Source organism: Stutzerimonas stutzeri SDM-LAC, from assembly GCF_000235745.1.
Classification (GTDB): domain Bacteria; phylum Pseudomonadota; class Gammaproteobacteria; order Pseudomonadales; family Pseudomonadaceae; genus Stutzerimonas; species Stutzerimonas stutzeri_H.
The window spans coordinates 30,319-50,040 of the sequence record NZ_AGSX01000048.1; the positions used below are offsets into that span (position 1 = coordinate 30,319).

Genomic DNA, 19,722 nt, shown 5'->3' on the forward strand with positions numbered 1-19,722 from the left:
CAACCTCGGCTGTCGTTCAAACGCAAATATCTGGCCGCCTTGTGGGGCGCTATGCCGCGTGTAGGTTGGATTAGCCGACGGCGTAATCCGACATCACTGATAGCATCCTCACCCCGGTGCGCGTGGCCGGTGCGCGGTAAACGACGGAAGCGCCTTCGGCGATTCCATCCTACGAAAAGCGATTCTTGACGTGCGAGGTATCGTTAAAGCGGGTTGCGTGCCTGGCCGCGAAGCCGAGCATGCTTCGTTCGCGGTCGAGACCGCTCCCACAGGGGCGGCATGGGATTGGGGTTTGTTGGCGGTCGAGACCGCTCGCGCACCGGCGTTGACCTGTCATGTCATGTTCTCCAACGCCCGGCGAAAGGCTGGCGGGAGCTGCTCGCCCATCTGCAGTCGTCCGCCGTCCTGGCGCAGGATTTCCATCTTCGCCAGCCACGCCTCGAACTCCGGCGCGGGGCGCAGGCCCATGCTCTGACGCAGATAGAGCGCATCGTGAAAGGAGGTGGTCTGGTAGTTGAGCATCACGTCGTCCGAGCCCGGAATGCCCATGATAAAGTTGATGCCCGCGGTGCCCAGCAGCGTCAGCAGCATGTCCATGTCGTCCTGATCGGCTTCGGCGTGGTTGGTGTAGCAGATGTCGCAACCCATCGGCACGCCGAGCAGCTTGCCGCAGAAGTGATCTTCCAACCCTGCGCGAATGATCTGCTTGCCGTTGTAGAGGTATTCCGGGCCGATGAAGCCGACGACGGTGTTCACCAGCAGCGGCTTGAATTTGCGCGCCACGGCATAGGCGCGCGCTTCGCAGGTTTGCTGATCGACGCCGTGATGAGCGTTGGCCGACAGGGCGCTGCCCTGGCCGGTCTCGAAATACATCAGGTTGTCGCCCACCGTGCCGCGCTTCTGCGACAGGCCTGCCTCGTAGCCTTCCTGCAGTACCGCCAGGTTGATGCCAAAACTGGCGTTGGCCGCTTCGGTGCCGGCGATGGACTGGAACACTAGGTCCAGCGGCGCGCCGCGATTGATCGCCTCGATGGAAGTAGTGACGTGGGTGAGGATGCAGCCCTGAGTCGGGATCTCGTAACGCTGGATGATGGCGTCGAGCATCTTCAACAGCTCGCAGATCCCGCTGGTGCTGTCGGTGGCCGGGTTGATGCCGATCACCGCATCGCCGTTGCCGTAGAGCAGCCCGTCGACGATGCTCGCGGCAATGCCGGCGGCCTCGTCGGTGGGGTGATTGGGCTGCAAGCGCGTGGACATGCGCCCGCGCAGGCCGATGGTGTTGCGGAACTGGCTGACGACTCGGACCTTCTGCGCCACCAGAATCAGGTCCTGCACGCGCATGATCTTCGACACCGCCGCAACCATTTCCGGCGTCAGCCCTGGCGCCAAGGCCTTCAACGAAGCTTCATCGGCGTCATCGCCCAGCAGCCAGTTGCGGAAATCGCCGACGGTCAGGTGGCTGACCGGGGCGAAGGCTTCTGCGTCGTGGCTGTCGATGATCAGGCGAGTGACTTCATCGGTTTCGTACGGGATCAGTGCTTCTTCGAGAAACCGCTTGAGCGGGATGTGCGCCAGGCACATCTGCGCCGCGACCCGCTCGGCATCGCTGCCCGCCGCGACTTCGGCGAGAAAGTCGCCGGAGCGCGCCGGACTGGCCTTGGCCATGACCTCGCGCAGGCTGTCGAAGCGCCAAGTGGTGCCGCCTACGCTATTGGAATAACCGGCCATGCTTGCCTCCAACTCAATGCAATGACGCCTCGGCATTCTCGATTGCGGCGAATTCTTCTTCCGGCGTGCCGGCGACCAGGTGGTGTCGGCTATACACGGCAAAGTAGGCGATGAAGATGCCGTAGATGATCACCGCGGCGATGACTACGCGCGGGTCCACCAGGAACCCGGCGACGACTGCGATGCAAGCCAGCGCCAATGCGATGCCGGACGTGAGGATGCCACCGGGCGTTTTGTAGGGCCGATGCATCTCCGGTCGACGCAGGCGCAGGGCGATGTGTGAGGCCATCATCAGCACGTAGGAAATGGTCGCGCCAAACACCGCCACCAAGATCAGCAGATCACCTTGGCCGGTCAGCGAGAGCAGGAAGCCGATGATGCCCGGAATCACCAGCGCCATGACCGGCGCTTTGTTCCGGTTGGTCAGCGACAGCTTGCGTGGCAGGTAGCCGGCCCGCGACAGTGCGAAGATCTGCCGCGAATAGGCGTAGATGATCGAGAAGAAGCTGGCGATCAGGCCGGCCAGGCCAACCAGATTGACGAAGCCGCTCATCCAGGTCGATGAGCCGTAGGCTGTGGTCAGCGCTTCCACCAGCGGGTTGCCGGATTCCACCAGGGTGCTGGAGCCTGCGCCTCCGGGGCCGACCAGCAGGATCAGCCCGGCAAAGGCGGCCAGGATCAGCATGGCACCGATCAGCCCGCGCGGCATGTCGCGCTGTGGATTCTTGGTTTCTTCGGCAGCCAGCGGCACGCCTTCGACGGCGAGGAAGAACCAGATCGCATAGGGAATCGCCGCCCAGATGCCGACGTAGCCGTAAGGCAGGAAACTGCTGGCGCCAGCAGCGGCGGTCGGTGCGATATCCAGCAGTTTGTCGACGGAGAAGTGCGGCACCATCGCCACGATGAACACGCCCAGGGCCAGCGCGGCGACCGCGGTGATAATGAACATCAGCTTCAGCGCCTCGCCGACACCGAAGATGTGGATGCCGATGAAAATGATGTAGAAGGCCAGGTAGATCGCCCAGCCGCCGATGCCGAACAGCGACTCGCAGTAGGCGCCGATGAACACGGCGATGGCCGCTGGGGCAATGGCGTACTCGATAAGGATCGCCGTGCCGGTGAGAAAGCCGCCCAGCGGGCCGAATGCGCTGCGGGCGAAGCCATAGCCGCCGCCCGCAGTGGGAATCATCGAGGACAGCTCGGCCAGCGAAAAACACATGCACAGGTACATGGTCGCCATCAGCAGCGTGGCGATGAACAACCCGCCCCAACCGCCTTGGGCCAGGCCGAAGTTCCAGCCGGCGTAGTCACCGGAGATCACGTAAGCAACGCCCAGGCCCACCAGCAGCACCCAACCGGCGGCGCCTTTCTTCAGTTCGCGTTCCTGGAAATAGGTACTGCCAACTGCTTCGAAATCGACGGTGTGTGTCGGGGGTGTCGCACTGCTGTGTTCGAGAGCCATGGGGATCATCCTTTAATGGGTTCGGGTACGGCAGGATCGTGAAAGCAAAGGCTGTGCCTTCAGGTGGGAACGCTGGTTTCAGCAGGCGTCCGGTCGTGACGGAGCACAGGCGCACCAGCCCGACGCCTTGCGGCGCGGGCGGGCACGTTTTCGGCGCATTGGAAGTTAGAAGAACCCCAGTGGATTGATGTCGTAGCTCACCAGCAGGTTCTTGGTCTGCTGGTAGTGGTCGAGGATCATCTTGTGGGTTTCGCGACCGACGCCGGACTTCTTGTAGCCACCGAACGCCGCATGGGCGGGGTAGAGGTGGTAGCAGTTGGTCCAGACGCGCCCGGCCTTGATCGCCCGGCCCATGCGATAGGCACGGTTGATATCACGGGTCCAGACACCCGCGCCGAGGCCGTACTCGGTGTCGTTGGCGATGGCCAGCGCTTCGGCTTCGTCCTTGAAGGTGGTCACACCGATAACCGGGCCGAAGATTTCCTCCTGGAACACGCGCATTTTGTTGGTGCCCTTGAGCAGCGTCGGCTGGATGTAATAGCCGGTCGCCAGGCTGCCTTCGAGCTTCTCGACGCCACCCCCGGTGAGCACCTCGGCGCCTTCCTGCTTGGCGATGTCCAGGTAGGACATGATCTTGTCGAACTGCTGCTGGCTGGCCTGGGCGCCGACCATGGTGTCGGTGTCCAGCGGATCGCCGCGCTTGATCTGCGCGACCTTCTTCATCACCGCTTCCATGAAGGGGGCGTAGATCGACTCCTGCACCAACGCTCGCGATGGGCAGGTGCACACTTCGCCCTGGTTGAAGAAGCCCAGCACCAGCCCTTCGGCAGCCTTCTCGATGAAGGCCGGCTCGGCCTGCATGATGTCTTCGAAGTAGATGTTCGGGCTCTTGCCGCCCAGCTCGACGGTGCTCGGGATGATGCTTTCGGCGGCGCGCTTCATGATGTGCGAGCCGACCGGGGTGGAGCCGGTGAAGGCGATCTTGGCGATGCGCTTGCTGCTGGCCAGCGCTTCGCCGGCCTCGCGTCCGTAGCCGTGCACCACGTTGAGCACGCCCGGCGGCAGCAGGTCGCCAATGCATTCGAGCAGCACGTTGATGCCCAGCGGGGTCTGCTCGGCGGGCTTCAATACTACGCAGTTGCCGGCAGCCAGTGCCGGGGCGAGCTTCCAGGCGGCCATCAGGATCGGGAAATTCCACGGGATGATCTGCCCGACCACGCCCAGCGGCTCGTGGAAGTGGTAAGCCGCGGTGTGCTCGTCGATTTCCGCGCTGGTGCCCTCCTGCGCGCGGATGCAACCGGCGAAGTAGCGGAAATGGTCGGCGGCGAGCGGAATGTCGGCATTCAGCGTCTCGCGCACGGCCTTGCCGTTGTCCCAGGTTTCGGTGATGGCGAGCATCTCGAGGTTCTGCTCGATGCGGTCAGCGATCTTCAACAGGATCAGCGAGCGCGCCTGCACGCTGGTTTTGCCCCAGGCGTCGGCCGCGGCATGGGCGGCGTCCAGCGCCTTTTCGATATCGGCGGCGTCGGAACGGGGAAACTCGGCGATGGGTTGGCCATTGACCGGGGACAGATTGGTGAAGTACTGGCCGTTGACCGGCTCGACGAACTCGCCGCCGATGAAGTTGCCGTAGCGGGACTTGAAGGAAACGACAGCGCCTTCGCTGCCGGGATGGGCGTAACGCATGGTGAGTCTCCGGGACTTGTAATTGTGTTGGGACTGCTGTGATTCAGCGTAGAACAAAGCCCGTTCGTCGGCTGCCGAGGCGACGTGCGGTGCGGCGGATGAAGGGCAGGGCCTGTGCTAATCTGCGCCGCAGTTTTCGGCGCCCACAGGCGCGGCCGGGCCGTTACGTTCGCTCGCGCGCCACGGCGTATTTCAGAGGTCATCCATGCATATTCATATTCTCGGCATCTGCGGCACCTTCATGGGGTCGCTGGCGGTGCTGGCCAAGGAACTGGGCCATCGCGTCACCGGCTCCGACGCCAACGTCTATCCCCCGATGAGCACTCAGCTCGAGGCCCAGGGCATCGAACTGACCCAGGGCTACGAGCCCAGCCAGCTCGAACCCGCACCGGATCTGGTGGTGATCGGCAACGCGATGAAGCGTGGCAATCCGGCGGTCGAATACGTGCTCAACAAGGGATTGCCTTATGTTTCCGGCCCGCAGTGGCTGGCCGATCACGTGCTGCAGGGGCGCTGGGTACTGGCTGCGGCCGGGACCCATGGCAAGACCACTACCAGCAGCATGCTGGCCTGGCTGCTGGAGCATGCCGGCATGAGCCCGGGCTTTCTCATCGGCGGCGTACCGCAGAACTTCGGCATCTCGGCGCGGCTGGGTGGCACGCCGTTCTTCGTGGTCGAGGCGGACGAGTACGACAGCGCCTTCTTCGACAAGCGTAGTAAGTTCGTCCACTACCGTCCGCGCACGGCGATCCTTAACAACCTGGAGTTCGATCACGCGGACATTTTCCCCGACCTGGCGTCGATCGAGCGGCAGTTCCACCATCTGGTGCGCACCGTGCCTAGCGAAGGGCTGGTCATCCATCCCCAGTCCGAAGACGCGCTCAAACGCGTCATCGACATGGGCTGCTGGACGCCGGTGCAAACCACAGGTGAAGGCGGGCAGTGGCAGGCCAACCTGCTCAGCGCCGACGGCTCCCGCTTCGAAGTGATCTTCGACGGCGTCGTGCACGGCGTAGTCGACTGGGAACTGACCGGCCAGCACAACGTCAACAATGCCCTGGCGACCCTGGCCGCGGCGCGCCATGTCGGTGTGCTGCCGAAGCAGGGTGCCGAGGCGTTAAGCGAATTCTTGAGCGTCAAGCGGCGCATGGAGAAGGTTGCCGAGGTGAGCGGTGTGGCGATTTACGACGACTTCGCCCATCACCCGACCGCCATCGCTACCACGCTCGACGGGCTGCGCAAGCGCGTCGGTGAGGCGCCAATCATCGCGGTGGTCGAGCCGCGTTCCAACTCCATGAAGCTCGGTGCTCACCGCGAAGGGCTGGCCGAATCGGTGGCGCTGGCCGATCAGGCGATCTGGTATGCGCCGCCGAATCTCGGTTGGGACCTGGCCGCGACGGTTGCTGGCTCGCCGGTCGAAACCACCGTCTGCGATTCGTTGGAAGCGATCATCGCCAAGGTCAAGGCTGACGCCACGCCGGGTACGCAGGTGGTGGTGATGAGCAATGGCGGCTTTGGTGGCTTGCACGTCAAATTGGCCGCCGCACTGGCGTAGGGTGGAAAACGCCGAAGGCTTTTTAACGCGTATGGTTGCGGCGGTGGAAAACGCTTCGCGGTTTTCCACCCTACGAGCTTCGGAATACGTCGAATTTGTTTTCAAAGCGTCGCGAGCGAAGCTTAGGCAAGGCGAAACCTTGCGAGAAAGCGGAGCTTGCTGGTGCAAGTGAGCATTTCGAGTAAGGTTTCAACGCAGCATAAGCAAGCGCAGCAGCTTTGGGAGCACATTCATGAACGGACCGGAACGCATCACTTTGGCCATGACCGGCGCTTCTGGCGCCCAATATGGTCTGCGCCTGCTCGATTGCCTGATCCAGGAAGACCGCGAGGTGCACTTTCTGATCTCCAAGGCGGCACAGCTGGTGATGGCCACCGAGACCGACGTGGTGCTGCCGGCCAAGCCGCAGGCCATGCAGGCGTTCCTGTCCGAATACACCGGCGCGGCGGCGGGGCAGATCCGCGTGTTCGCCAAGGAAGACTGGATGGCGCCGCCCGCGTCCGGTTCCGGCGCGCCGACCGCGATGGTGGTGGTGCCATGCTCGACCGGCACCCTGTCGGCCATCGCCACCGGGGCCTGCAACAACCTGATCGAGCGTGCCGCGGACGTCGCCTTGAAAGAGCGCCGTCAACTGATCCTGGTGCCACGTGAAGCGCCATATTCGAGCATCCATCTGGAGAACATGCTCAAGCTGTCCAACCTCGGCGTGACCATCCTGCCGGCGTCGCCCGGCTTCTATCATCAGCCGCAGACCATCGATGACCTGGTCGACTTCGTCGTCGCGCGCATTCTCAACCTGCTCAACATCCCGCAGGACATGCTGCCGCGTTGGGGTGAGCACCATATCGTCAGCGATGACTAGGCTGTGGTCGGATTGCGAAAGCGTACCGATCCGGCACCAATCGCAACAACGTCAGGGGAGCGGCTGTGAAACGACCGGCGATGCGATTTGTCTCGACGCTGCTCTCCGGCTTGTTACTTTCCGGCTGCGCCACGGTGCGCACCCTCGATGCCGCCAAGCCCGGCGCACCCATCATCTACTCCGGCAGCCGCCTGGACTGGTACAGCCTCAACGGCGGCTGCTGTCCCCTCGACCGGTTCGGTGCCGATGCGCCGAAACACGCGGCGCTCGATCTTCCCGCCTGCGTACTGCTTGATACGCTTCTGCTGCCGTCTTCACTCGCGGCCGTGCTCGGGCTGGGGTTGAACGTGCAGGGCGGTCTCTAGTTTCATCATCCCGATCCACACGCGCTCCTAATCCCCGTGTTAGCGGGTCGCTTCGCTTCCGATAAGAAAAGGTTATCGCCGGATCAGCCGCTGTCATTAGGCAGCACGCCTGATGGTTCTTAGAGTGGCGCCATGCATAGGCCGCATGGCCGCCCAGAAGAACAAGAAGCCGAGGGAAGACGATGAGGCCTGGCCTGCTCACGAGTTGGCAGCGGCGCAAAAACGTGTCGGCTGTTTCTAATTCATATGATCTGAGTCGCGCTGAGCGTGTCTCGCGTGGTACGGCGAGCCTCGGTCGTGCGCATCCTGCTCAGGCTTGTCCACGTCACCTTGATGGCCCGACTCTGCCGGGCCAGCTGCATGCAGCGCAGCGAGGTCGGATCGATTATTCAGGGTCTACTACATCGTTCGAGCGAATTCGAAAGCAAAGTCACCGGCCGAATTTGACAGCCAATCATATGATGATAGGGTTCAGTAGATCCAAGGGTAGTCGCACAGAGGCTGGCATGTCGAACAACTATCACAGCGCAACGGTGGAATGGCTGGGTTCCTGGATCGCCTCGGGCAAGGTTCAACCGGGCGAGGCGCTGAAGGTCGAGGCCGGTCTCTGCGAGGAACTGGGCGTGAGCCGCACCGTGATCCGAGAGGCGATCAAAACGCTGGTGGCCAAGGGCATGCTCGATGTCGGCCCGAAGGTCGGCACCCGCGTGACGCCGGTGCGTTTGTGGAACCTGTTCGACGTTCAGGTCGTTGGCTGGCTGGCCGAGCACGGCCTGCCGGAGAGCTTCGTGTTGGACCTGATCGACCTGCGCCGGACCATCGAGCCGACCGCAGTACGCTGGGCCTGCGAGCGCGCCACGCCCAAGCAGATCGCCGAAATTCAGGCCGCCTACGCGTTGCTGGCCGCGTCCCTGGGCGACAAGACCGAATACAACCGTGCCGACAAGCTGTTCCACGAGGCGGTGCTCGCCGCCAGTCACAACCAGTTCATCGAACGCATGGTCCCGGCGTTGGGCGCCTTGCTGGCGGTGTCATTCGAAGTGTCCTCGACGGTCCCCGACGAGCTCGGGCTGACCCTGCCGTTGCACAAGGACATTGCCGATGCCATCGCCATTCGTGATGGCGCGCGCGGCGTATGGGCCTGCATGACGCTGATCGAGCGTGCCGCCCTGACCATTTCACGTCATTACCCGGAGCTGGTCGTGTCACGCGGCGAGCAGACTGCGTCATAAAAACAATCAAAGCGGAGTGCGACCATGCAATGGCTGCCCATCTCGCAACATCGCTACAAGCTGGCCGAGGGCCCGTTCTGGGATGGCCGGGACCAGGCGCTTTACTGGGCAGACATCGTTGGTCGATTGGCCTGCCGGCTGGGCCCGGACGGCTACCGGCAATGGCAACTGACCGAGCCGGTATCAGCCTTCATGCCCTGCGCGAGCGGCGATGCGTTGGTGACCCTGGCCAGTGGCGTGTACCGCCTCGATCCCATCGCTACCGGGGCTGAGCTCAAACGCTTTTGTATCGCTGACGCCACGCCCGGCAACCGCGCCAACGAGGCGCGCTGCGACGCCCAGGGCCGGCTCTGGCTCGGCACCATGCAGAACAACATCGCTAAAGATGGCGGCGATATTCCGATCACGCGGCGCTCCGGCGGGCTGTTTCGGGTCGATCCGGACGGCTCGGTCACCCAATTGCTCAGCGATCTGGGCATCGTCAATACGCTGCTGTGGAACGGGGCGGGCGATCAGGTCCTCTGCGGCGACACGCTGGACGAATCGCTCTACAGCCACCGAATCGCCAACGACGGGCGCCTGGTCGACCGCAGCACTTGGGCTGGCCCGCATCCGCGTGGCGTGCCCGACGGTTCGGCCATGGACTCGCAGGGCTACGTCTGGAATGCACGCTGGGGCGGGCACTGCCTGCTGCGCTTCGCGCCGGACGGCTGTCTCGATCGCATCGTCGAACTGCCCGTCAGCCACCCCACCAGCTGCGTGTTCGGCGGGCCCGACCTGACCCATCTGTACGTGACCTCGGCCATGCCAGGCGAGGCGGCGAACGAGCTGGACGGCGCCGTGCTGATGGCCGACGTCGGCATCGTCGGGCTGCCCTGTACAGGCTTCGCCGGCTGACCTGTTTTATCCGGCCGCGCTGCGGCCACTTAACTGCTTAGGAGTTGTTCACATGGCTTCACCGCTTTCATTGCCGCCGACACCCGAACCCCAACGCGGCGAGCGCCTGAAGGGCAAGGTCGTGGTCGTCACCGGTGGTGCCCAGGGCATCGGCGAGGCCATCGTGGCCTGTTTCCAGGCGCAACAGGCCAAGGTCGTGATCGGTGACATCCAGGGTGACAAGGCCGAGCGGGTCGCCGCCGGCTGGCGCGAGCGGGGCGGTGAGGTGCGCGCACTGAAGACCGACGTCACCCAGCCTGCCGAGCTGGAAGCGTTGGTCGGCATGGCGCTCGAGCATTACGGCCAGGTCGATGTGCTGGTCAACTGCGCGGGCGTCAATGTGTTCCGCGATCCGCTGGAAATGACCGAAGAGGACTGGCGACGCTGCTTCGCCATCGATCTGGACGGCGTCTGGTTTGGCTGCAAGGCGGCTTTGCCGCACATGGTCGAGCGCGGCATCGGCAACATCATCAACATCGCCTCGGTGCACTCGACCAACATCATTCCCGGCTGCTTTCCCTACCCGGTCGCCAAGCACGGCCTGCTCGGGCTAACCCGTGCGCTGGGCATCGAATATGCGCCCAAGGGCGTCCGCGTCAACGCCATTGCGCCGGGCTACATCGAGACGCAGCTCAACGTCGATTACTGGAACGACTTCGCCGACCCGCATGCCGAGCGCCAGCGCGCCTTCGACATGCATCCGCCGCGGCGTATCGGCCAGCCGATCGAGGTGGCGATGACCGCGCTGTTCCTCGCCACCGACGAGGCGCCTTTCATCAATGCCGCCTGCATCACCATCGATGGCGGCCGTTCGGTGCTCTACCACGATTGAGCAGTACGAGGGTTCGTTTTCAAGGGGCCGACAGCGGCCCCAGCGGCAAGCCGCCAGCAGCGCATTCGGTGGTGACGTAACAGGGTGGTGAACCCTGACGAGTCAACAAAAAAGCTATTCAACAAAAAGCTATTCAATAAGAACAATGGAGGTAGCTATGTTCCGGTCTTTCGGAATCCGTTCGCTTTGCTGTGCTGCGCTGACTGTGGGTGCGATGAGTTTTGCCGGTGCGACCCTGGCCGAAGACGAGGTCAAGATCGGCTTTCTGGTCAAGCAACCTGAAGAGCCCTGGTTCCAGACCGAATGGGCCTTCGCCGAGAAGGCCGCCAAGGACAAGGGCTTCACCCTGCTGAAGATCGCCGTACCGGACGGCGAGAAAACCCTCGCGGCTATCGACAGCCTGGCGGCCAACGGCGCCAAGGGCTTCGTCATCTGCACGCCTGACGTGGCGCTCGGCCCGGCCATCGTCGCCAAGTCCAAGTTCAACGACCTCAAGGTCATGGCCGTCGATGATCGCTTCGTCGATGCCAAGGGCCAGCCCATGGAAGAGGTACCGTACCTCGGTATGGCGGCCTTCGAGGTGGGCCAGAAGCAGGGCGCAGCCATGGCCGAAGAGGCCAAGAAGCGCGGCTGGGACTGGAACGACACCTACGCGGTGATCAACACATATAACGAGCTCGACACCGGCAAGAAACGCACCGACGGTTCGGTGGATGCGTTGAAGAAGGCCGGCTTTCCCGAAGATCACATCTTCTACACCCCGCAGAAGACCCTCGATGTTCCGGGCAGCATGAACGCCACCACTTCGGCGCTGGTGAAACTGCCGCGCGGCGCGAAGAACCTGATCATCGGCGGCATGAACGACAACACCGTGCTGGGCGGCGTGCGCGCCACCGAAAGCGCCGGGTTCAGTGCCGAGAATGTGATCGGTATCGGCATCAATGGCACTGACGCCATCGGCGAGCTGAAGAAGGACAACAGCGGCTTCTACGGCTCGATGCTGCCCAGCCCGCACATCGAAGGCTATGAAACCGCGCGGATGATGTACGAGTGGGTTACCGAGGGCAAAGAGCCGCCCAAGTACACCGCGATGGACGAAGTCACCCTGATTACCCGCGAGAACTTCCAGGAAGAACTGGAAAAAATCGGCCTCTGGAAATAAGCCGATCCATTCGTGGGAGGCCTGATTCTGGGCCGATTTCAGTATCGAACTCGCCCAGTCGAACGGGCGAGGGTGGAGAGGCTCCATGTTTCAGCAAGTCAAAACAGGCGACAGCCTGCGGTTCAACGGCATCGGCAAGAACTTCCCAGGCGTCCGAGCGCTGTCGGAGATCAGCTTCGAAGCGCGACCCGGTACGGTGCATGCCCTCATGGGCGAGAACGGCGCCGGCAAGTCGACCCTGTTGAAGATTCTCGGTGGTGCCTATCAGCCGAGCAGCGGCGAGCTGCAGATCGGCGACCAGACCCTGGCGTTTCGCTGCGCCGGTGAAAGCATCGCCAGCGGTGTCGCGGTGATTCATCAGGAGTTGCATCTGGTGCCGGAAATGAGCGTCGCCGAGAACCTGATGCTTGGCCACATGCCGTCGCGCTTCGGGCTGGTCAATCGCAGGGCGATGCTGCGTGAGGCACGGGATCTGCTCAAGGGGCTGGCTGATGAGATCGACCCCGCTGCCCGTCTGGGCAGCCTGTCGCTGGGGCAGCGCCAGTTGGTGGAAATCGCCAAGGCGATGTCGCGCAACGCCCATGTGATCGCCTTCGACGAGCCCACCAGCAGCCTGTCGGCGCGGGAGATCGAGCGCCTGATGGCGATCATCACCAAGCTCCGCGACGAGGGGCGGGTCGTGCTCTATGTCTCGCATCGGATGGAAGAAATCTTCCGCATCTGCGACGCGGTCACGGTGTTCAAGGATGGCCGCTTCGTCTGCACCTTCGATGACATGAGCGAGCTGACCCATGACGCGCTGGTGACCTGCATGGTCGGGCGCGATATCCAGGACATCTACAACTACCGGCCGCGCGAGCAGCAGGGCGAGGCGCTGCGCGTCGAGGGCCTGCTGGGTCATGGTCTGCAGGAGCCGGTGAGCTTCTCGGCCAGCCGTGGTGAGGTGCTCGGTTTCTTCGGTCTGGTCGGCGCAGGGCGTACCGAGCTGCTGCGCCTGCTCGCAGGGCTGGCGCCGCATCAGGCCGGTACGGTGCAACTCGACGGTCGACCACTGAAGCTCAAATCCGCACGTGACGCCATTTCATCGGGAATCCTGCTCTGCCCGGAAGACCGCAAGAAAGAGGGCATCGTCCCGCTGGGTAGCGTGGCGGAAAACATCAACATCGGCGCGCGTGGTCGCAATGCCCGGCTGGGTTGCCTGGTGCAGGGCCGCTGGGAGCGCGAGAACGCTGACCGGCAGATCCGCGCCCTGAACATCAAGACGCCGTCGCCCGATCAACAGATCGTTTACCTCTCCGGCGGCAACCAGCAAAAGGTGATCTTTGGTCGCTGGCTGTCGATGCCAATGAAGGTGCTGCTGCTCGACGAGCCCACCCGCGGCATCGATATCGGTGCCAAGGCCGAGATCTACCAGATCATCCATGACCTGGCGGCGAGCGGGATCGCGGTGATCGTCGTTTCCAGCGACCTGATGGAAGTCATCGGCATCTCCGATCGCATCCTGGTGATGAGCGAAGGCGCGATCACCGGCGAAGTCACCCGCGACCAGGCCGAAGAATCCCGCCTGCTGCAACTGGCACTCCCGCGCTCGCGCGGCTGAACAACAATGATGAGGTGCTTTATGTCTGCTCAACAAAACGCTCTGGCCGCGCCGCGGCAGGGTCTCAACATGCGCCGCTTTCTCGATGACTGGGTCATGGTGCTGGCGGCGCTCGGCATCTTCGTGCTGTCGGCAATCTTCATCGAGAACTTCCTCTCGCCGCTGAACATGCGCGGCCTGGGGCTGGCGATCTCAACCGTGGGCATCGCCGCCTGCACCATGCTGTTCTGCCTGGCTTCCGGGCACTTCGACCTGTCGGTTGGCTCAGTGATCGCCTGCGCTGGCGTGGTGGCCGCGGTGGTGATGCGCGATACCGAAAGCGTGTTCCTCGGTGTTTCGGCGGCACTGGCGATGGGGTTGGTGGTCGGCCTGATCAACGGCATCGTGATCGCCAAACTGCGTATCAACGCGCTGATCGCCACGCTGGCGACCATGCAGATCGTGCGCGGGCTGGCCTATATCTTCTCCAACGGCAAGGCCGTCGGGGTGATGCAGGAGGACTTCTTCCTGTTCGGCAACGGCAGCCTGTTCGGTGTGCCGGTGCCCATTCTGATCACCGTGGTCTGCTTTGCCTTCTTCGGCTGGCTGCTCAACTACACCACTTACGGCCGCAACACCATGGCCATCGGCGGCAATCAGGAAGCGGCGCTGCTGGCCGGTGTCCATGTCGATCGCACCAAGATCATTATCTTCGCCGTGCATGGCCTGATCGGTGCGCTGGCCGGCGTGGTGCTGGCGTCGCGGATGACCTCGGGGCAGCCGATGATCGGCCAGGGCTTCGAGCTGACGGTGATTTCTGCCTGTGTGCTCGGGGGCGTCTCGCTCAGCGGCGGCATCGGCATGATCCGCCACGTGATCGCGGGGGTGCTGATTCTGGCGATCATCGAGAACGCGATGAACCTGAAGAATATCGACACCTTCTACCAGTACGTCATCCGCGGCACGATTCTACTGCTGGCGGTGATCATCGATCGGCTGAAGCAGCGCTGATCCCAATCGCGTCGCTGACCGGCGCGCTGGAGAAATTCCGTGGATACACACCTGATCGCGCTGGATTGGGGTACCAGCTCATTGCGCGCTTATCGGCTCGGTGCGGCCGGCGAAACGCTGGACGTGCGCAGCTTGCCGCTGGGTGTCATGCAACTCGACGGTAGCGAGGCGAGCTTCGAGCGTGCGCTGGAACAGGCCTGCGGCGACTGGCAGCGCGCCGCTCCCCAAGCTCCGATGATCGCCTGCGGCATGGTCGGCAGCGCCCAGGGTTGGCGTGAAGCCCGTTATATCGAAGCACCGCTCGGTGCCGATGAGCTGACGTTGTTGCCCATCGAGCGCTTGCATGGGATGCCGCTATGGCTGGTGCCCGGCGTGATTCAGCGCGGCAGCGTGCCGAATGTGATGCGTGGTGAAGAAACCCAGGTGTTCGGCCTGCTCGAAGACGATGCCGATCCGCTTGCGCCATTGCTGATCGGCCTGCCGGGCAGCCACAGCAAATGGGTCATGGTGGAGAAGGGACAGCTCAGCCGGTTCCAGACGTTCATGACCGGGGAGGTCTATCAGGCACTGCTCGGCCACACGATCCTCGGTCGCACGGCGCAGACCCGCGACAGCTTCAACGCCGCGGCCTTCGAGCGCGGTCTGCAGATCGCCAGGTCGAGCGAGGGCCAGGCCGGCCCGCTTTCGACCATCTTCAGCAGCCGCACGCTGGTGCTGACCGGCGAACTCAGCGGCGCAGCACAAGGCGATTACCTGTCCGGCCTGCTGATCGGCCATGAGCTGACGGCCATGACCTCGGCGCTGCAGGTGCCGCCATCGCAACCCATCGTCCTCATCGGCAATTCGACGCTGTGTGCCCGTTACCTGTGGGCGCTCGAACACTGCGGCTTCGAGTCGCTGCGCTTCGCGCCGGAGGCCACGGCGGCCGGGCTATGGAAGATTGCCGCGGGCGCTGGCCTGGTCACCACCGACGCTGCAGGAGAGCCGAATGTTCGACCGTACGCTCGCCATTAACGGGTTGATCGCGATTCTCCGGGGCCTGCGCCCCGAGGAAGCCGAGGCGATCGGCAGCACGCTCTATGCCGCCGGAATAAGGATCATCGAGGTCCCGCTCAATTCTCCCCAGCCGCTGCGCAGCATCGAAATCCTGCGCCGGACCCTACCCGAAGATTGCCTGGTTGGCGCTGGTACCGTGCTTTCCACACAGCAGGTGCAGGCGGTCAAGGAGGCCGGTGGTCAGCTCATCGTCATGCCGCACTGCGATGTTTCAGTGCTGCACGCCGCGAAGGACGCGGACCTTTACCTCACGCCGGGTGTTGCCACGCCGAGCGAAGCCTTTGCTGCGCTGGCGGCGGGCGCCGACGCGCTCAAGTTATTCCCGGCCGAACAGGTCGGCATTGGCGCCATGAAAGCCTGGCTGGCCGTGCTGCCGGCCGGCACCGCGTTGCTGCCGGTCGGCGGTATCACGCCGGACAACATGGCGCCTTATCTCCAGGCGGGGGCGGCCGGCTTCGGCCTTGGCTCGGCACTTTATTCGCCAGGATTGCCCGCTGACGAGGTGGGTCGCCGGGCACATGCCTTCATCCAGGCCCGCCATGCGGCGATGGCCTGACCACTTTCTGCGAGAGACGAGCAATGAAAATTACCCGCCTTACCACGCTGGTCGTGCCGCCACGTTGGCTGTTCCTCAAAATCGAAACCGATGAAGGCATCATCGGCTGGGGCGAACCTGTCGTCGAAGGCCGCGCGCACAGCGTCGCCGCGGCAGTGGATGAGTTATCCGATTACTTGGTGGGGCGCGACCCGCGCAACGTCGAAGATCTCTGGACGGTGATGTACCGCGGCGGCTTCTACCGCGGCGGGCCAATCCTCATGAGTGCCATTGCCGGCATCGATCAGGCGCTGTGGGACATCAAGGGCAAGGCGCTGGGTGTCTCGGTCAGCGAGTTGCTCGGTGGCCGGGTGCGCGAGCGCATCCGCGTCTATTCCTGGATCGGCGGTGATCGCCCGGCGGATACCGCCAACGCCGCCCGCGACGCCGTGGCGCGGGGGTTCAGCGCGGTGAAGATGAACGCCAGCGAGGAGCTGCAGTTCGTCGACAGCCACGCCAAGGTCGATGCGGTGTTGGCGAACATGGCCGCCGTGCGCGATGCGGTGGGAAAGAACATCGGCATTGGCGTGGATTTTCACGGCCGCGTGCACAAGCCCATGGCGAAGATCCTGATCAAGGAACTCGAGCCCTATCGGCCGATGTTCATCGAGGAACCGGTACTCAGTGATAACTACGAGGCGCTCAAGGAGCTGGCGCCGCTGTCCTGCGCACCGATCGCCTTGGGCGAGCGGCTGTACTCGCGCTGGGATTTCAAGCGCATCCTCGCCGAAGGCTACGTCGACATCATCCAGCCCGACACCTCCCACGCCGGCGGCATCACCGAAACGCGCAAGATCGCCAGCATGGCCGAGGCCTACGACGTCGCGCTGGCGCTGCATTGCCCGCTCGGGCCGATCGCCCTGGCCGCTTGCCTGCAGCTGGACGGCGTCTGCTACAACGCCTTCATCCAGGAGCAAAGCCTGGGCATCCATTACAACCAGGGCAACGACCTGCTCGACTACATCGGCAATCGCGAGGTATTCGAATACGAGGATGGCTTCGTCGCGATACCGAACGGGCCGGGGTTGGGGATCGAGATCAACGAGGAATACGTGTTGGAGCAGGCGCGTATCGGCCATCGCTGGCGTAACCCCATCTGGCGCCACGCTGACGGTAGCGTTGCCGAGTGGTGAGCCATCTGTGAGTTGACCGTCCTCACCGTCCGCTGTGAAGAAAGGCCCCTCGCGGGGCCTTTTTTGCATCAGGGCTTGGGAAACTTGTAGATGGTGGTCTGGGTATACGTCTTGCCCGGGTCGAGGCGCGTGCTCGGGAAGTTCGGCTGATTGGGCGAATCCGGGTAGTGCTGGGTTTCCAGGGTAAAGGCGCTCCAGTGGGGGTACGCCTTGCCGCCCTTGCCGTTGATGCTGCCGTCGAGGAAGTTGCCGGTGTAGAGCTGAACGCCGGGCTCGGTGGTGTACATCAGCAGCCGCCGTCCGGACTCGGGGTCGTGTACTTCGGCGGCCAGCTTGTTGAGGTCGCCATCAGTGTCCAGCACCCAGTTGAAATCGAAGCCGCCGGCCTCGGCCTCGGCGAATTTCAGCTGTTCGTGATCGTCTTTGATATGCGCACCGAAGCGAGTCGGCTGGAGGAAGTCCATCGGCGTGCCCTTGACGTCGGCCAGCTCGCCGGTGGGGATCAGCTTTTTGGTCACCGGTGTGTAGCGCGAAGCGTGCAGCGTCGCGACCTGATCCAGCACGCTCGGGCTGCCGGCCCCGGCGAGGTTGAAGTAGCTGTGGTTGGTCAGGTTGAGCACCGTGGGTTTGTCGGTGGTGGCGCGGTACTGGATGCGTAGCTCGTTGTCTTCGTTGAGGCTGTAGGTCACGTGGGTGGTCATGGTGCCGGGGAAGCCCATTTCGCCATCGGGCGACACGTAGCTCAATTCGACACCGACCCAGCCGTCCTCGTCGGCGGGCTTGGCCTTCCAGACCCGCTTGTCGAAGCCCTCCGGCCCGCCGTGCAGCGCGTTGCTGCCATCGTTCTGCGGGATCTGGTAGGTGGTGCCGTCGAGTTCGAAGCGGCCATCGGCGATGCGATTGCCGAAGCGCCCGATGGTGGCGCCGAAATAGACGTTGCCGTTCTTGATGTAGCCGTCGACGTCATCGAAGCCCAGCACGATGTCCTCGAGCTTGCCGTTCTTGTCCGGAACCATGAGCGACTGCAGCACACCACCGTAGGTGATCACCACCGCCTCGATCCCCTGGCTGTTTTTCAATGTGTATTTTTCGATCGGCGTGCCGTCCGGCATCTTGCCGAAGCTGCCGTGCTGGTTGGACAGGCCTGCGGCCTGAGTGCCGAATGTGCTGATCATAAGCGCGAGAGCAATTCCGTTGAGTAGCAATCTGGGTTGCATGGCTTCACCTGACATTGTTGTTGTTTTTGCGTGAGTGCACGCTGCCAGGGCTGAACGGTTGCCTGGCCGCGTTGCGCCGGCTGAAGCCTAGACAGCCGAGCCATTCCGTCCCAATACCAAATAAGGCGGCTGCGATACGCAAAACGATATGTCGTTTCAGCTGCAGATACAGACGGCGATCAGGTTTCCTGGCCGGCTTTATGCTGTGCCAGCGCCCACTCGACATGCTCGCGGACCAGCTCCGATGGATCGTCACGGCGAGCCTGCAGTGCTTCGAGCACAGGAATGCTTGAGGGTGCATTGCCGAGTCCGACGGCCAGGTTACGCAGCCAGTTCTGGTAACCGGTCCGCCGCAGCGGCGAGCCTTCGGTACGGCTGAGAAATTCGTCTTCGGTCCAGCGGAACAGCGTGGCCAGTTCGGCATTGTCCAGGCTGTGACGCGGCTGGAAGTCGGTCTGTCCGGTCGGCTTGGCGAAGCGATTCCAGGGGCAAACGATCTGGCAGTCATCGCAGCCGAACACGCGGTTACCGATCTTCGAGCGAAGCTCGACGGGGATCGGGCCTTTCAGCTCAATGGTCAGGTAGGAAATGCAGCGACGCGCATCCAGCACCCGTTCGCCGACGAAAGCTTCGGTCGGACAGATGTCCAGGCAGGCGTGGCAACTGCCGCAATGGTCACGCGCAGTCGGCTCGTCGACCGGCAGGGCGATGTCGACAAAGAGTTCGCCAAGGAAGAACCAGCTGCCAGCCTTGCGATTGAGCACCAGCGTGTTCTTGCCGATCCAGCCGAGGCCGGCTTGCTCCGCCACGGCTTTCTCCAGCACCGGTGCGCTGTCGACGAACGCGCGGAAACCGAAAGGTCCGACCACCTGCTGAATACGCTCGGCGAGCTGTTGCAGGCGTTTACGGATCAGCTTGTGATAATCACGGCCCAGTGCGTAGCGGGACACGTAGGCGTTTTCTGGATGCGCCAGTTGCTGAGCCATGCGCGTGTCGCCCGGCAGGTAATCCATGCGCAGCGACACGACACGCAGCGTGCCGGGCACCAGTTGCTCGGGGTGGGAACGTTTGCTGCCGTGGGCAGCCATATAGTCCATCTCACCGTGATAACCCGCCGCCAGCCAGCGTTCGAGGTGCGCCTCGTGCTCGCCGAGATCGACATCGGTGATGCCGACCTGCTGGAAGCCGAGCTCGCGGCCCCACTCCTTGATGGAGTTGGCAAGAACAGTTGGGTCGAGGGTGGTGTTGGACATGGTTTTGGGTCGTTGAACGTTGCGGTGCTTGGGTGAGCGGATTCGGGTGGTCGGGAGA

17 protein-coding genes are annotated in these 19,722 nt (G+C 63.3%); 12 read left to right on the forward strand and 5 right to left on the reverse strand.

Annotated features, from left to right (window positions below; genetic code table 11):
* Positions 1-333: 333 nt before the first annotated feature.
* The 3 genes from PSTU_RS0105780 to PSTU_RS0105790 form a co-directional block, all read right to left on the reverse strand.
* On the reverse strand, positions 334-1,728 hold the full coding sequence (locus tag PSTU_RS0105780) for an ethanolamine ammonia-lyase subunit EutB (protein ID WP_019340097.1): 1,395 nt from the start codon (positions 1,726-1,728) through the stop codon (positions 334-336).
* 13 nt (positions 1,729-1,741) lie between these two features.
* Positions 1,742-3,190: an ethanolamine permease gene (gene eat, locus PSTU_RS0105785; RefSeq protein ID WP_019340098.1), complete on the reverse strand. Its 1,449-nt coding sequence runs from the start codon at positions 3,188-3,190 to the stop codon at positions 1,742-1,744.
* Positions 3,191-3,355: 165 nt separating this feature from the next.
* Positions 3,356-4,876, reverse strand: coding sequence for an aldehyde dehydrogenase family protein (locus PSTU_RS0105790; RefSeq protein WP_019340099.1), 1,521 nt, complete (start codon positions 4,874-4,876; stop codon positions 3,356-3,358).
* A gap of 205 nt (positions 4,877-5,081) precedes the next feature.
* Between PSTU_RS0105790 and mpl the strand changes: the two genes are divergently transcribed.
* The 12 genes from mpl (at position 5,082) to dgoD (ending at position 17,194) form a co-directional block, all read left to right on the forward strand.
* On the forward strand, positions 5,082-6,431 hold the full coding sequence (gene mpl, locus PSTU_RS0105795) for a UDP-N-acetylmuramate:L-alanyl-gamma-D-glutamyl-meso-diaminopimelate ligase (protein ID WP_019340100.1): 1,350 nt from the start codon (positions 5,082-5,084) through the stop codon (positions 6,429-6,431).
* Positions 6,432-6,663: 232 nt separating this feature from the next.
* Positions 6,664-7,293: a flavin prenyltransferase UbiX gene (gene ubiX / locus PSTU_RS0105800; RefSeq protein ID WP_019340101.1), complete on the forward strand. Its 630-nt coding sequence runs from the start codon at positions 6,664-6,666 to the stop codon at positions 7,291-7,293.
* A gap of 80 nt (positions 7,294-7,373) precedes the next feature.
* A complete protein-coding gene (locus tag PSTU_RS0105805) occupies positions 7,374-7,658 on the forward strand; it encodes a YceK/YidQ family lipoprotein (RefSeq protein WP_019340102.1) in 285 nt (94 codons plus the stop codon).
* A gap of 506 nt (positions 7,659-8,164) precedes the next feature.
* Positions 8,165-8,890, forward strand: coding sequence for a FadR/GntR family transcriptional regulator (locus PSTU_RS0105810; protein WP_019340103.1), 726 nt, complete (start codon positions 8,165-8,167; stop codon positions 8,888-8,890).
* A 24-nt stretch (positions 8,891-8,914) separates the two neighbouring features.
* The gene (locus PSTU_RS0105815; protein ID WP_019340104.1) at positions 8,915-9,787 is read left to right on the forward strand and encodes an SMP-30/gluconolactonase/LRE family protein; all 873 of its coding nucleotides are present in this window, start codon (positions 8,915-8,917) and stop codon (positions 9,785-9,787) included.
* 52 nt (positions 9,788-9,839) lie between these two features.
* Positions 9,840-10,658: an SDR family oxidoreductase gene (locus PSTU_RS0105820; protein WP_019340105.1), complete on the forward strand. Its 819-nt coding sequence runs from the start codon at positions 9,840-9,842 to the stop codon at positions 10,656-10,658.
* A gap of 157 nt (positions 10,659-10,815) precedes the next feature.
* Positions 10,816-11,820 carry a substrate-binding domain-containing protein gene (locus PSTU_RS0105825; RefSeq protein WP_019340106.1) on the forward strand — a complete coding sequence of 335 codons (1,005 nt, stop codon included), beginning with the start codon at positions 10,816-10,818 and terminating at the stop codon, positions 11,818-11,820.
* Between the two features lie 85 nt (positions 11,821-11,905).
* Positions 11,906-13,420, forward strand: a complete 1,515-nt coding sequence (araG, locus tag PSTU_RS0105830) for an L-arabinose ABC transporter ATP-binding protein AraG (RefSeq protein WP_019340107.1) — start codon at positions 11,906-11,908, stop codon at positions 13,418-13,420.
* A 21-nt stretch (positions 13,421-13,441) separates the two neighbouring features.
* Positions 13,442-14,410 (forward strand): L-arabinose ABC transporter permease AraH, encoded by a 969-nt coding sequence (gene araH / locus PSTU_RS0105835; RefSeq protein WP_019340108.1) that lies wholly within the window; start codon positions 13,442-13,444, stop codon positions 14,408-14,410.
* 39 nt (positions 14,411-14,449) lie between these two features.
* Positions 14,450-15,424, forward strand: a complete 975-nt coding sequence (locus tag PSTU_RS0105840) for a 2-dehydro-3-deoxygalactonokinase (protein ID WP_019340109.1) — start codon at positions 14,450-14,452, stop codon at positions 15,422-15,424.
* Complete coding sequence (locus tag PSTU_RS0105845; RefSeq protein WP_019340110.1) at positions 15,399-16,022, forward strand: 2-dehydro-3-deoxy-6-phosphogalactonate aldolase; 624 nt, start codon at positions 15,399-15,401, stop codon at positions 16,020-16,022. Before PSTU_RS0105840 ends, PSTU_RS0105845 begins: the two co-directional genes overlap by 26 nt.
* 23 nt (positions 16,023-16,045) lie before the next feature.
* The gene (gene dgoD, locus PSTU_RS0105850; protein WP_019340111.1) at positions 16,046-17,194 is read left to right on the forward strand and encodes a galactonate dehydratase; all 1,149 of its coding nucleotides are present in this window, start codon (positions 16,046-16,048) and stop codon (positions 17,192-17,194) included.
* Between the two features lie 68 nt (positions 17,195-17,262).
* Here the strand turns inward: dgoD and PSTU_RS0105855 are convergent, their stop codons facing one another.
* Together PSTU_RS0105855 and queG are read right to left on the reverse strand one after the other, a co-directional pair.
* A complete protein-coding gene (locus tag PSTU_RS0105855; RefSeq protein WP_029404636.1) occupies positions 17,263-18,411 on the reverse strand; it encodes an aldose epimerase family protein in 1,149 nt (382 codons plus the stop codon).
* Positions 18,412-18,590: 179 nt separating this feature from the next.
* A complete protein-coding gene (gene queG, locus PSTU_RS0105860) occupies positions 18,591-19,664 on the reverse strand; it encodes a tRNA epoxyqueuosine(34) reductase QueG (RefSeq protein ID WP_019340113.1) in 1,074 nt (357 codons plus the stop codon).
* Positions 19,665-19,722: the final 58 nt, after the last annotated feature.